We start from the raw sequence: 13,512 nt of genomic DNA, 5'->3' as shown, positions 1-13,512 counted from the left end.
TCTTGCCAAATAGTTTTGTTTATGTCCAGTATTATTGCAAACGTATGCAAAAACACGTCCGATTCCTGGGGAGGAAGCCTGATGGCAGAAATTCAGTTGCGCAATCTAAGTAAGCGCTGGGGTAGCTTTGTCGGGGTCAATAATTTTGATCTGGCGATTGAGGATAAGGAATTCCTGGTGCTGCTGGGACCGTCCGGTTGCGGCAAAACAACAACAATGCGGATGATAGCTGGACTGGAGGATGCAACTGAAGGAGATATCCTGATTGATGGAGCGCGGGTTAATGATCTAGAGCCCAAAAACAGAGATGTGGCGATGGTTTTCCAAAGCTATGCGCTGTACCCAAACATGAATGTCTATGAAAATATCAGGTTTCCCTTGAGAGTTCGTGGAATTGATCCTGCTTTGCACAAAGAACGCGTTATGCAAGCTGCCGAGAGGGTTGAGCTTCTGGATTTTTTGGATCGTAAGCCTGCAGCTTTATCTGGCGGACAACGTCAACGTGTTGCATTGGCCCGGGCGATTGTGCGAAAGCCCAAAGTTTTTTTGATGGATGAGCCTTTATCAAATCTTGATGCCAAGCTTCGCGTATCAACCAGAGCTCAAATCAAGAATTTATCTCATGATTTAGCGGCAACAACAGTCTATGTGACCCACGATCAAATTGAGGCAATGACATTAGCTGACCGGGTCGTTGTTATGAAATCCGGCATTGTTCAGCAGGTTGGCTCGCCGACAGAAATTTATGATACACCCGCCAACACTTTTGTCGCGAGCTTTATCGGCTCCCCGGCTATGAACCTTATTGATGGTGAGCTGGTGGATGGAAAGTTCAGTGCCCCAAATGTTGCGATTACTGGTCTGACCGGGGGCAATGGCAAAGTCACTCTTGGTTTTCGGGCTGAAGACGCAACCGTGGTTGAACAGAAAGGGGAAATGAATGCTCCGATCTATACATTGGAATTGCTGGGTGACGCGACAATGGTCTCTGTCCGTATCGGGGGACAGCTTGTAGCTGTTAAAGCAGATAAGACATTTCGTTCTGATATTGGGGATCCTGTATCCATACATATTCCTGCTGAACACTGTCATTTGTTCGATACTGAGACTGGCTTAAGAGTTCAAAGCTAATTCAAACATACCCCGTAACCTTTAAGCGGGAAATTGGGTGCAAAAAATAAGAAGCACCCATCTTAACAGGGAGAAATAGGATGTTTTTGAAAAAACTGGTTATGGCCAGCGCAATGACACTTATGGCTGGTGAAGCACTTGCTGATTGTGAAATTTCTGGTCGGGTTAACATTGTTGGTAATGAATTTCCTGCAATCCAAACCGTTGGAAATGGTGCTAAAGAATGCACCGGAGGTAAGGTTTCTGCAAATCTGACCGCAGATCATCAAAAAATTAACGTCGCAGGTATGACCGGAAACCCGGCTGAATATACATCGGCGATCGTGGCGAATAGTTCAATTGTTGCTCTTATGAACGAAGATGTCATTCGCCCCTTGGATGATCTGGTTGCTAAATACGGTGGAGGGTTAAAGAAAAACCAGCTGATCACCATTGACGGCAAGGTTATGGCTATCGCCTTTATGGCTAACGCACAGCATCTTGTTTATCGGGCAGATATTCTAGAGCAGGCAGGGGTCAACCCCCCCTCAACTTACGAAGAGATGCTGGCAGCAGCGAAAACAATTAAAGAGCAAGGCCTGATGGAGCATCCTATTGGTGGTGCGTACATGGCGGGTTGGAATTTAGCCCAGGAATTCAACAACATGTATATAGGCATGGGCGGAGAATTCTTTGAACCCGGAACAGCTAAAGTTTCTATCAATAACGAGGCAGGTATTGCTGCATTAGAAATGATGAAGGCTTTGTCTGGATATATGAACCCGGATTTTCTTACGCATGATTCCAATGCAACAAATGCGGAATTTCGTGCCGGTAATGTCGCGCTAATGAATATGTGGGGATCTCGTGCGGCTACTTTACCCGATGCTGACGGTGTTGATCCCGCTGTTAAGGAACATATGGCAATTGCAGGTCCGATGACCGTTGGTGGTGGGAAAATACCTGCAACAACATTGTGGTGGGATGGTTGGACAGTGGCGAAAAACATATCAGATGAAGATGCTGCTGCGACGTTCAAAGCACTAACCTACGCGATTCGCCCGGAAATCTTGAACGACACGACTTCACCACAAGCCGTTTGGTTGATTGATGGATATCAGCCGACACCTGCGGCACAGGGTGTCTTTGATGCTGCGAATGCCGGTTCCGTTCCCTATCCAATGCTACCTTATCAGGGGCTTTTACACTCTGCGTTAGGGGCCGAACTCTCTGACTTTATGCAGGGAAAAGAAGATGCTGCCACGGCACTGGCTGATGCCGAGGCTGCCTACACGACAGCTGCCAAGGAAAAAGGCTATTTAAACTAGGTGTTCCTTAATTTTTGGTCTCATTTTAATAACCGGAAGGCTTTGTTTATGCCTTCCGGTTATGGACCCAAACTTCCCGGCATTGCGGATACAGACATATGAAGCACAAAACTTTCTTCTGGTTTATTTTGCCGACAGCGACTGCGATGTTGTTGTTTATTGCGCTACCGATTGTTTCGGTGGTCACGCAATCCTTGTTTACGCCGCATGAGCAAATTCTCAAGACTGTGGAAAATTGTACGCCGTTTAATTGTACGGAATCTACAGTTGTTGATCTGGAGGCGACGGAAAAACAACGCGTTGAGCAACCACTGGGCCGTTGGGCAGGTTTGTCGATCTATCTTGATCGTGGACATCTGGCGACAACTGCAATTGCTGAAGCCTGGAACACCCGGACAAGTTTGGGTAATTTTGTCGATCGGTTAGGTAATTTACCCTTTTACCGAGCGATGTCATTTACCCTGACCTATACGTTTGTTGTTACACCTCTATTGATTGTCTTGGGGTTCGTAATTGCAGTGGCTGTTAACTCTCTGCATCGTCACCTTAAAGGGTTGGTCATTTTCTTCTCTCTATTGCCCATGATTGTCTCTCCCTTGATCGGTTCTCTGGTTTTGTTTTGGATGATTGATAGCCGTGGGGTATTGGGGACAGGGCTTCAGTGGTTGCTTTCAAATCCTGATCTGTCTCTCAAAGCTTCAACTGAGTTAACCTGGATAATGTTGATTGTGTATGGGGTCTGGCACTCTGCGCCCTTTGCTTTTGTCGTTTTTTATGCCGGTCTTCAAACTCTTCCTCAGGATACAATGGAAAGCGCAATGATCGATGGAGCAACACGTTGGCAACAAACCAAATACGTAGTTATCCCCCATTTAATGCCGTTGGTTACTTTTGTCGCTTTGATCCAGTTGATGGATAACTTTCGCGTCTTTGAACCTATAGTCGGATTTAATGCAGAAGCACATGCTTCATCACTCAGTTGGTTTATTTTTAACGACCTTGGGGGAGAGACGCGTCTCTTATCCTCGGCTTCAGCTTCTTCGGTATTAACAATAATCGGTGTCGCTATTCTTTTATCTCCGGTGCTTGTCCGCACTTGGCGTGATTTTAATGCAAAGGGTTGAACCATGTCAGCAAAAGCATTCAAGCAACCACCCGCACTACGCACTTTTTCTTCTGCCTTTGTTATCGTTTGGCTTGTTATAGCGGCATTCCCGTTCTTATGGACACTATGGGGGAGCTTTAAAATCGAACTCGATTTTTTCTCGAAAGCTGATTGGCAAAATGCGTTAACCGGTGCACGAACCTTTTTGGAGCATGGTTCACCCTTTACCGGAGACGGCTATCAAGGTGCCTGGGTTCAAGAGGAGTTCTGGCAAGCTGTTATCAATACCGCTATTGTCTGTTTCTTCACAGTAGCGATCTCGCTGACTTTTGGTACGTTGGGTGGATATGCTCTGTCTCGTTCCACCTATCGCTATACATTCTGGTTGTTGATCATTGCATTGATCTTTCGCGCAATGCCGCCAATAACGCTTGTTGCTGGGTACTTGTTACCATTTTTTGAATGGAACCTTTGGGGGATTTTGCCGACGACCATTATTGTTTTGGTGGCAATTAATCAACCTTTTACTCTGTGGATGTTGCATAGCTTTTTTCAAAAAATACCAAAAGAGCTGGATGAAAGTGCCAAAGTTGATGGTTGCACTCAATTTCAAGCCTTTCGGCATGTGATTATTCCGGTGATGTGGCCTGGTGTCATTACCACAGGATTGTTCAGCTTTTTGTTGGCGTATAATGACTTCGCCGTTACCTCGATGTTGCTGTCCAAGGAAAATCAAACAATGGTTCCCAAAATTGCGAGCTTCTTGGGTACGACCCAGACAGAAGGTAATGTGATGTTTGCTGTTGCTGCTGTTGTCTCAGCCACGGCACCTCTTTTTATTCTTGTGATGTTCTTCCAACGTCAAATCGTCTCGGGTTTGACCCAAGGCGCAGTGAAAGGTTAATCGATGAAAGGTTCTCGCCCAGAACAAGCGGTCTTATCCCGTGATACGGATATGTCAAAGACAGATGAAACCCGTGGAGTTATAGAGGCAATGGTTGATGGTTTAAATGACCATCGCATATCTGATATCGGCGAGTTTTTCTCTGAAGGGTTTCGCTGGATGGGAAATCAGGGGTGTGGCACCAAGCAAGGTCTCGCAGAGTTTCAAAATAACTGGCAAAGTCCATTTCAAGCTGCGTTTTCAGATAAAACATGTATCGATGAAGCACGCCTTTATATGGGGGAATGGGCCGCGGCTTTCGGGCGTCAGGAAGCGACGCATTCGGGGGAGTTTCTCGGGATTGCTCCAACAGGAAAGCGAGTTGAAATCAGATATATGGATTTTTGGAAAGTTGTTGATGGCAAGATCGTCGATAACTGGGTCAATGTTGATTTTGCCCATGTCGCTGCACAGCTAGGCGTTGATATTTTTAAGGGTGAGGGTTGGGAAGCCTTTGATCGTGGTGAGCGTGCCGCTCTCCGACCTGAATAGTGAGGAATAGGGTATGACTATTGAACATCTGAAACGTGGTAAATCTGAAGCTGACCGGGTAGAGGATGATGCCAAAACGGCTGCAATTGTTGCGACAACACTCAAAGATATCGAAGCGCGTGGGGATAAGGCTGTACACGAACTATCTATTAAGTTTGATAACTATGATCGTCAAACTTACCGATTATCTCAAGATGAGATTGATGATTTAATCGCTAAGGTAACTCCCCGTGATCTGGAAGATATCAAGTTCGCGCAAGAGCAAGTCGTCAAGTTTGCTCAAGCTCAACGTGATTCCATGCTGGATATAGAAGTTGAAACGATGCCCGGCGTTATTCTTGGCCACAAGAATATCCCTGTGCAATCCGTCGGGTGCTATGTGCCTGGCGGAAAGTTTCCAATGGTTGCTTCTGCACATATGTCCGTGGCGACGGCAAAAGTGGCAGGTGTCCCGCGGATCATTGCTTGTACACCACCGTTTAATGGCGAACCAAACCCGGCTGTTATTGCCGCGATGCATTTGGGGGGGGCACATGAAATTTATGTTCTGGGCGGAATACAGGCTGTTGGTGCTATGGCGATTGGTACTGAGACGATAGATCCCGTTCACTTGTTGGTCGGCCCCGGAAATGCTTTTGTTGCTGAAGCCAAACGCCAACTTTTTGGTCGTGTTGGCATTGACCTTTTTGCGGGGCCGACGGAGACCATGGTGATTGCCGATGAAACAGTTGATGCAGAACTATGCGCGACTGATCTTCTTGGACAGGCAGAGCACGGCTATAATTCGCCGGCTGTGTTAGTTACCAATTCGCGCAAACTTGCAGAAGAAACTCTGTCTGAAATAGAGCGGATACTTACCATTTTGCCGACAGCTGATACTGCGGGTGTTAGCTGGCGGGACTATGGTGAGGTGATTTTATGTGAGACTTATGAGGAAATGTTGGCTGTTGCCAATGATATTGCTTCGGAACACGTACAGGTAATGACCGACCGTGATGATTGGTTCTTAGAAAACATGACCTGTTATGGTGCTCTGTTTCTGGGACCTCGGACGAACGTTGCCAATGGTGATAAGGTCATCGGAACAAACCATACATTACCAACAAAAAAAGCAGGACGATACACTGGTGGGCTTTGGGTCGGAAAATACCTGAAGACTCATAGTTATCAAAAAGTAACGACAGATGAAGCCGCCGTTAAGATTGGAGCCTATGGTTCTAGATTATGCCTGTTGGAAGGTTTTGTCGGACATGCTGAGCAATGCAATCTCCGGGTTCGACGCTATGGGGGCCAGAACGTAGCTTATGGTAAGGCTACTGAATAATGGATCTTGCTGAGCATAATAAGTCTTTGATCGCAAAATTTCGTGCTGCCATGGTTGATTTCTCTGAAGAAAGCGTTAGAGAAAATCTTGCTGATGTGATTGCCCCTGATGCAGATATCCATCTGTGCCATCCTTTGGGCGATATGCTGGGCGAACACTTTTACGATAGTGCTTATGCGCCACTGTTCAAAGCGATACCTGATCTGGAACGGCGCGATTACATTGTGACCGCGGGTTCAGACAATCACGGGACAAATTGGGTTGGTTGTGCAGGGAATTATGTTGGTACTTTTATTGCCACCTGGTTAGAGATTCCGCCAACGGGGCATTTTGTTCAGATGCGGTTTCACGAGTTTTATCGAATTGAGGGCGATAAAGTTGTTGAAGTCCAAGCAATTTGGGATATTCCTGAATTAATGATGCAGGCAAATGCTTGGCCTCTTGCTCCGTCACTTGGACGCGAAGGCTGTGTGCAGGGACCTTCTACACAAGATGGTATTGTGAGATCTTTTAACGGTTCTGATCGGGCGAAGGCATCCTGTGATTTGGTTGTCGACATGTTGACCCATATGATTCGCCACCCATCACAAGGTGGTGCTGATGTTATGGAGATGGAGCGCTTTTGGCATCCTCGTATGACGTGGTATGGCCCGGCTGGTATCGGGACCTGTCGCGGTATATCCGGCTTTCGTAACTGGCATCAGATCCCGTTTTTAGCGGCAATGCCTGATCGTGGTCAGCAGGAAAAAGAAACAAAAGAAACGATGTCTCACTTTTTTGGCGATGGTGATTATGTTGCGGTGACAGGGTGGCCAAATATGAAGCAGACGATGACTGGTGCCGGTTGGTTGGGATTACCGAAGACAGATAAAGTTATCACACTGCGCAGTCTTGATTTTTGGCGAGTTGAAGGAAACCTAATTCGGGAAAACTGGGTGCTTATTGATCTACTGGACCTTTTTTCTCAATTGGGTATGAATGTTTTTGACCGTCTGCGTGAGTTCAACAAAGCAGGCATACAAGGGCAGCTCCCTTGCCCTGTCGGAGATATTTAATATGGCTCTTCCCGCAACACCTTCTTTTCGTCTTGATGGCAAGCGCGCACTGATTACAGGGGCCAGTTCAGGCATTGGCCTGGCTTGTGCTGTGGCGCTGGGCGAGGCTGGGGCAGAGGTTGTTGTTGCCGCACGCCGTGCGGATCTGTTGGTGGATTTGGTGGAGAAAATGTGCGCTGCGAAAATGGAGGCAAGGGCCTTGGTCTTTGATGTGGTAGATGTTCCTGCGATGCAAACCATCGTCGCTGAAAATGGTCCTTTTGATATTCTGGTGAATTCTGCCGGGTTGGCCCGTCATAGTCCGGCAGAAGACACAACAGAGGCTGATTTTGATTGTGTTACAGATTTGAATGTCAAGGGTGCTTATTTCTTAACCCAGGCGGTGGCAAAAGGTTTAATCAAGGCTGGAAAGCCTGGGTCTCTTATTAATATTAGTAGCCAAATGGCGCATGTCGGTGGGCTTGATCGCGCTGTTTATGCCGCGACAAAGCACGCGGTAGAGGGCTTCACTAAATCTATGGCCATCGAATGGGGGAAGAAGAACATTCGGGTGAATACGATTTGTCCTACTTTTGTGCTGACCCCATTGACACAATCAACATTTGACCGTCCAGAGCGCAGGGCATGGATTGAAGAGAAAATTAAGTTGGGACGGGTTGGGAAGGTTGAAGATATTATGGGGGGCGTTGTTTATTTGGCTTCTGATGCGTCTTCGTTGGTTACAGGAACTGCTCTGATGATTGATGGCGGGTGGACAGCAGAATGAATAACCCTCGCATTACATCAGCAGAAGTTGCCAAGCGTGCAGGTGTTTCTCAATCCGCAGTAAGTCGTGTATTTACACCTGGTGCATCAGCCTCGAAAAAGACTGTTGAGAAAGTTCATCAAGCCGCTGCCGAATTGGGCTATCGCCCCAATTCTTTGGCGCGCGCAATGGTATCAGGTCGGTCACGTATTATTGGTTTGGTCGTGGCGTATCTGGAAAATCATTTCTATCCCGAAGCTTTAGAGAAATTGTCAAACGCTTTGCAGGAACGGGGGTATCACGTGCTGGTCTTCATGGCACCGATGACCGCATCTAATATCGATGACGTGATCGAAGAAATTCTTGATTATCAAGTTGATGGCATAATTGCAGCTTCTGTTGCTATGTCCTCAGAGCTTTCTGATCGCTGCCAGGCGGCTGGTGTGCCGATGGTTTTATTCAACAGGTCTCAGGACGGTCCGGAAATGTCCGCGGTGACGTCGGATAACATTGCCGGTGGGTGTAAAGTTGCTGAGTTTCTGCTCGCGGGTGGTCATCAAAAAATAGGGTACATTGCCGGTTGGGAAGGGGCTTCTACTCAACGGGATCGCGAAGCCGGATTTACACAGCGTTTGGCTGGATCCGGCATGGCATTACATGCACGGGAAGTCGGCGATTTTAAAATGGAAAAAGCGGCAGAAGCTACCCGTCGTATGTTTGCGGCTGACCCACCAGATGCCGTTTTTGTTGCGAATGATCATATGGCATTTGCAGTGATGGATGTTTTGCGTTTTGAACTGGGATTACAGGTCCCCAAAGACGTTTCTGTCGTTGGTTATGACGATGTTCCGACCACAGCATGGCCTGCCTATAACCTAACCACAGTTCGGCAGCCTGCCAATCGTATGGTTGCTGAAACCGTAAACTTACTCCTGAACGAAATAGAAGGTAATGGGGACGGTCCTCGCAAAATTGCCATTGACGGACCTTTAGTTATTCGAGGCTCTGCCCGCATACCGCAAGGCTTCACACCAGAAGGATAAAACAGATGAAGGGTTTTAACCCGAAGTTCGAAAATTTTCCGGACTATATAATCGGCATTACAAAAGAAATTTGGGAAGATAGGGGTGTTGCCACTCTTCATGAATATTATGCGCCTGACATTGTCGTTCGCAGTCCGGCCAGTATTGTTTTGGGAAATCAGAACGTTATTGGGGCAACATTGGCAACATTGGCAGAATTCCCGGATCGGGAGTTGTTGGGAGAGGACGTAATTTGGTCTGGGACGCCAGAAGAAGGCCTGCTGTCTTCACATCGAATTTTGACGACGGCCACCCATCTTGGTGATGGTGTCTATGGTAAAGCGACGGGAAAGAAATTAGCCTATCGAGTGATTGCCGATTGTCATGCCAAAAACAATGCTATTGATGATGAATGGCTAATTCGTGATCAGGGGGCGATTGTGCGTCAAATGGGGCGGGACCCCGTTGAATATGCGCGTGATCTTATCAAGAAAGAAGGTGGTCCCGAGCTTTGTGTTAAACCTTTTTCTCCTTCTATTGATCAGATTGGTCCCTACACGGGACGAGGAAATGATAATGAATGGGGCGCGCGTCACGCTGATATTCTCACACGGATTATGAACGCAGATATTACTGTTATTAAGGCAGAATATGATCGTGCTATACAAAGTGAAGTTACCGGTGGCATCACCGGGTATGGCTGGGATCCTGTTGAGCGTTTCTGGATGGGCTTACGCGCTTCTTTCCCCAGTGCAAAGTTTCAGATTGAACATCAAATCGGTCGTGAAGATCCATACCTATCCCCTCGCTCTGCAATTCGATGGGGGTTGACCGGGAAGCACGATGGCTGGGGTTCATTTGGTAAACCAACCGGTGCAAATGTTCATATAATGGGCGCTAGCCATGTTGAATTTGGGGACATCAAACCAGGCGAAATCAAACTTCGTCGAGAATGGACCCTGTTTGATGAAACTGCGGTATGGAAACAAATCCTTTTGCAAACAGGTGATCTGTAAGTCGAGTTTTTTCTTTTAGTAAGTTAGCTCTCTCAAGATCAAAAATTTTGGATATGAACGTTTGTTTTTTTTGAAAGGTCGACCTGAATTATACCGGGCAAAGGCTTTCAGTAAACAATATCAACGTTATGGTAATAGGACACTGAAGATGACCCCCATTGAAAATCGCATTGTACGTTATGGTGATTTAAAACCGTGTAAAACAGCATTTATTGATGCTCATACACCGGGCAGTGATCAAAAGGAAAACTTCACGATTATTGGTGGAGGAGTATCTGAATCTCCTGATCAACATGTCCATATTCAAGATACGCCGGGTTTTAATATAGGTGCTGCGGGGCAGCCACCTAAGTGCAGAAATTCATTACATAGCCACACAACGGCAGAGGTGTTTTTTGTGCTCAAAGGACGCTGGCGCTTTTTTTGGGGGCGTTATGGAGACGCTGGCGAATTTATCGCTGAAGAAGGTGATATTTTTAATATCCCTACGGGTATTTTTCGGGGCTTTGAGAATATTGGTACAGACTATGGAATGATCATGGCCATTTTGGGCGGTGATGATGCCGGAGGCGGGGTAACATGGGCACCGCAGGTAATCGAAGAGGCCATGGATCATGGATTAATTCTTGGTGAAAATGGAACTCTCTACGATACAAAAAAAGGTGAAACCTTGCCACACAACGTAAATCCTATGCCACTTTTGACCGAAGAAGAGCTTAAGGCGTTCCCGGAAGTTCCTGTCGAAGGTGTTATCAAGGATTTTGTTGCGCGCTATTGGGATATGATGGCGCTGGCAGCAAATAAACCAGTCAAAATCATTGGTCCTGATGCTCTTTTGAAAGATAAGCCCGGCTTTGAAGTTGAATTCTTAACCCGGGGTTCTGAGGCGGATGAATTTACTTCGCGTGACAAACATACGGTTTTAATGCCAGTTCGTGGCCACTGGAAACTAAGACTACAAGACGGAGAAACCGTTTTGAATCCCGGAGATACGGCACTGATTGATCCTGGGCAAGTTTATGCTTTGGCTCCTGCCATGACTGGCGAATCAAGCCTTTATCGTGTGACAGCTACTAATGATCCTGCTGGAGCAACATGGGTTGGGACTTGATGGTGAGTGCTATGCTTTTCTTGTACGTCCAAGCATGCCTGAAAACAGTATACCTGAAAACTTGGGGTAGATTTTGCGCCTTGTTTTTAGAGAAGCTGTATATAAAGGGCACAACGAGCTTTCACCTGAGGGATCTGGTATCATGACACCACTCGTTTTTTTGCCAGGAATGATGTGCGATGCACGGCTGTTTAGTCCTCAAATATCAGCTCTTTCAGGTCGAGTGCCATTGATGACAATGCCATTGGCTCAGCAAGATACAACGGCAGGTTTAGCGTGTGATATTCTTGCCTGTGCGCCAGAAAAATTTGTCCTGGTCGGCCTCTCAATGGGGGGCATTGTCGCAATGGAAGTGTTGCGGCAAGCACCGGAAAGAGTCCTTGGTATGGCATTGATGGATACTAATCCCTTGGCGGAGATGGAAGAATTTAAGCAACGTCGAGGTCCTCAGATTATTGCAGCCCAGACAGGGAAACTTGATCGGGTTATGCAGGATGAAATGATTCCTAACTATCTTGCTGATCCTGAGGGTAATACAGACATACTTGAGTTGTGTAGAGATATGGCAACAGGATTGGGAGCTGATGTGTTTATCAATCAATCCAAGGCGTTGCGTGATCGAATAGATCAGACAGAGACTCTCAAGAAATACAAAGGGCCGGCGCTTATTCTCTGTGGACGCGAAGATAAACTTTGTCCCGTTTCCCGACATCAGATGATGCACAGCTTAATATCTGATAGCGCGCTCGAAATAATAGAGAACGCCGGACATATGCCTACTCTTGAAAAACCGGATGAAACAACAGCGATTTTATTACGCTGGTTGGAGGACCTATGAAGCAATCTCTATTGGACTTGTTGAAAGAAGTTGATACCCCAACAGTTTGTAATGCAATTGAGGTTGCTCAGGGAAAACGCGGTTTTAACAACTTTACCCGGGGAACAATGGTTGCTTCTGATGTTGCCGCTGGTGCCATAATAGGGTATGCACGGACAGCCAAGATTTCTGCTATCAATCCGCCCTCTGAAGTGCCGGAAGTAATTAAAAAACGCCGGATGGATTACTATCGATATATGGCTTCTTCTGCTTTGCCTGCTCTGGCTGTAATCGAAGATCTCGACTTTCCTGGATGTATTGGTGCTTACTGGGGTGAAATCAATACAACTGTTCATAAAGGCTTTGGTTTGAGTGGAGCTTTGACGAATGGCGTTATGCGGGACCTCGGCGACTTGCCAGAAGGTTTCCCCGTAATTGCCGGATCAGTTGGCCCATCCCATGGTTTTGTCCACGTTAAAGAAATTAAAACCGAGGTGACAGTCTTTGGTCTAGTGGTGAATGATGGTGATCTGATCCACGCTGATCGTCATGGAGCTCTTGTTATACCGCCCGAAATTATTCCACAACTGGAAACATCAATTCATCATTTACTTGAAACTGAAAAGCTTGTCCTTGAACCCGCCAGAAGTAAAGGTTTTGACTTTGCTAAGTTTGAAAAAGCATGGGAAGCCTTTGAAGCTGCACGTACATGAGATGTTCTAACTATAAATTTATCGGTTTCTCGGTGGTTGTGGGGCAAAAGAAGGGGAGGAGGCTAAATATTGCTTGCTTTTTAGTCTCGATAAAGCGTAGTAATTGATATTAATAATCATTATTAATAATGCTTTGTGCATTAATATGAGCTGAAATTTAATGCAATCCGGTTCCGATACTCTTGATATATACCTCGTCCACAGAGGGGAACTGGTTGGATATGCAAGGAAAATTCTTGGTGACGATTTCCATGCGGAAGACGTCGTTCAGGAAGCTTATTTTCAGTTTGTAAAAGCTACTCAAGAAAAGAATGTTGTTGAACCGCTGGCCTATTTATACGGCATTGTGCGTAATAGATGTTTTGATCTGCAGCGAAAACTTGCCCGAGACCAAAGTCGTGGTGATCTAGATGCCAACGCTGCGCTAAGCCTTTTATTTGAGGAAATACCATCCATAGAGAGGAATGTCGCAGCAAGACAGGAACTTGAAGTGGTGAGGAAAGCCTTGGATGAGCTTCCTGAACGCTGTCGTATCGCATTTGAAATGCATAGATTTGGCAACTTTACCTATAAAAAAATTTCAGAGAAGCTAGGTGTTTCAATGGGTACGGCCCATTCACTAGTTTTTCAGGCACTGGAATATTGTAGTGAAAAGTTGGAGCTGGATTAAAAATTTGAAAATTCTTTCCGTAAGAACAGTCTATATAGAGTATTTAAATTATTACGTGTGT

The 13,512-nt window shown here is 46.3% G+C and carries 14 protein-coding genes; all 14 read left to right on the top strand.

The features are described 5' to 3' along the window. The first annotated feature begins 81 nt into the window (after nt 1–81). The 14 genes from BKB51_RS15700 (at nt 82) to BKB51_RS15635 (ending at nt 13,451) form a co-directional block, all read left to right on the top strand. Nucleotides 82–1,131, top strand: a complete 1,050-nt coding sequence (locus BKB51_RS15700) for an ABC transporter ATP-binding protein (protein ID WP_085902057.1) — start codon at nt 82–84, stop codon at nt 1,129–1,131. Between the two features lie 80 nt (nt 1,132–1,211). Beyond that, on the top strand, nt 1,212–2,438 hold the full coding sequence (locus BKB51_RS15695) for an ABC transporter substrate-binding protein (RefSeq protein WP_085902056.1): 1,227 nt from the start codon (nt 1,212–1,214) through the stop codon (nt 2,436–2,438). A 98-nt stretch (nt 2,439–2,536) separates the two neighbouring features. Beyond that, entirely contained in the window at nt 2,537–3,562 is a 1,026-nt protein-coding gene (locus BKB51_RS15690; RefSeq protein ID WP_085902055.1) for a carbohydrate ABC transporter permease, read from the top strand. Nucleotides 3,563–3,565: 3 nt separating this feature from the next. After that, the gene (locus BKB51_RS15685; protein ID WP_085902054.1) at nt 3,566–4,447 is read left to right on the top strand and encodes a carbohydrate ABC transporter permease; all 882 of its coding nucleotides are present in this window, start codon (nt 3,566–3,568) and stop codon (nt 4,445–4,447) included. 3 nt (nt 4,448–4,450) lie between these two features. After that, the gene (locus BKB51_RS15680) at nt 4,451–4,978 is read left to right on the top strand and encodes an ester cyclase (RefSeq protein ID WP_085902053.1); all 528 of its coding nucleotides are present in this window, start codon (nt 4,451–4,453) and stop codon (nt 4,976–4,978) included. Nucleotides 4,979–4,991: 13 nt separating this feature from the next. Then, a complete protein-coding gene (hisD, locus tag BKB51_RS15675) occupies nt 4,992–6,302 on the top strand; it encodes a histidinol dehydrogenase (protein WP_085902052.1) in 1,311 nt (436 codons plus the stop codon). Continuing rightward, nucleotides 6,302–7,357, top strand: a complete 1,056-nt coding sequence (locus BKB51_RS15670) for an ester cyclase (RefSeq protein WP_085902051.1) — start codon at nt 6,302–6,304, stop codon at nt 7,355–7,357. Before hisD ends, BKB51_RS15670 begins: the two co-directional genes overlap by 1 nt. A 1-nt stretch (nt 7,358) precedes the next feature. Then, a complete protein-coding gene (locus BKB51_RS15665) occupies nt 7,359–8,123 on the top strand; it encodes an SDR family NAD(P)-dependent oxidoreductase (protein WP_085902050.1) in 765 nt (254 codons plus the stop codon). Further along, entirely contained in the window at nt 8,120–9,145 is a 1,026-nt protein-coding gene (locus BKB51_RS15660) for a LacI family DNA-binding transcriptional regulator (RefSeq protein WP_085902049.1), read from the top strand. Before BKB51_RS15665 ends, BKB51_RS15660 begins: the two co-directional genes overlap by 4 nt. 5 nt (nt 9,146–9,150) lie before the next feature. Further along, the gene (locus BKB51_RS15655; protein ID WP_085902048.1) at nt 9,151–10,140 is read left to right on the top strand and encodes a nuclear transport factor 2 family protein; all 990 of its coding nucleotides are present in this window, start codon (nt 9,151–9,153) and stop codon (nt 10,138–10,140) included. A 148-nt stretch (nt 10,141–10,288) separates the two neighbouring features. Continuing rightward, the gene (locus BKB51_RS15650; RefSeq protein ID WP_085902047.1) at nt 10,289–11,251 is read left to right on the top strand and encodes a cupin domain-containing protein; all 963 of its coding nucleotides are present in this window, start codon (nt 10,289–10,291) and stop codon (nt 11,249–11,251) included. Between the two features lie 142 nt (nt 11,252–11,393). Further along, nucleotides 11,394–12,089 (top strand): alpha/beta fold hydrolase, encoded by a 696-nt coding sequence (locus tag BKB51_RS15645; RefSeq protein WP_085902091.1) that lies wholly within the window; start codon nt 11,394–11,396, stop codon nt 12,087–12,089. Continuing rightward, complete coding sequence (locus tag BKB51_RS15640) at nt 12,086–12,781, top strand: RraA family protein (protein ID WP_085902046.1); 696 nt, start codon at nt 12,086–12,088, stop codon at nt 12,779–12,781. Before BKB51_RS15645 ends, BKB51_RS15640 begins: the two co-directional genes overlap by 4 nt. A 160-nt stretch (nt 12,782–12,941) precedes the next feature. Beyond that, nucleotides 12,942–13,451: an RNA polymerase sigma factor gene (locus BKB51_RS15635; protein WP_085902045.1), complete on the top strand. Its 510-nt coding sequence runs from the start codon at nt 12,942–12,944 to the stop codon at nt 13,449–13,451. Nucleotides 13,452–13,512 lie beyond the last annotated feature (61 nt).

Source organism: Kiloniella majae (genome assembly GCF_002118315.1).
Taxonomy (GTDB): Bacteria; Pseudomonadota; Alphaproteobacteria; order Kiloniellales; family Kiloniellaceae; genus Kiloniella; species Kiloniella majae.
This window is presented reverse-complemented; position numbering and strand designations above follow the sequence as displayed.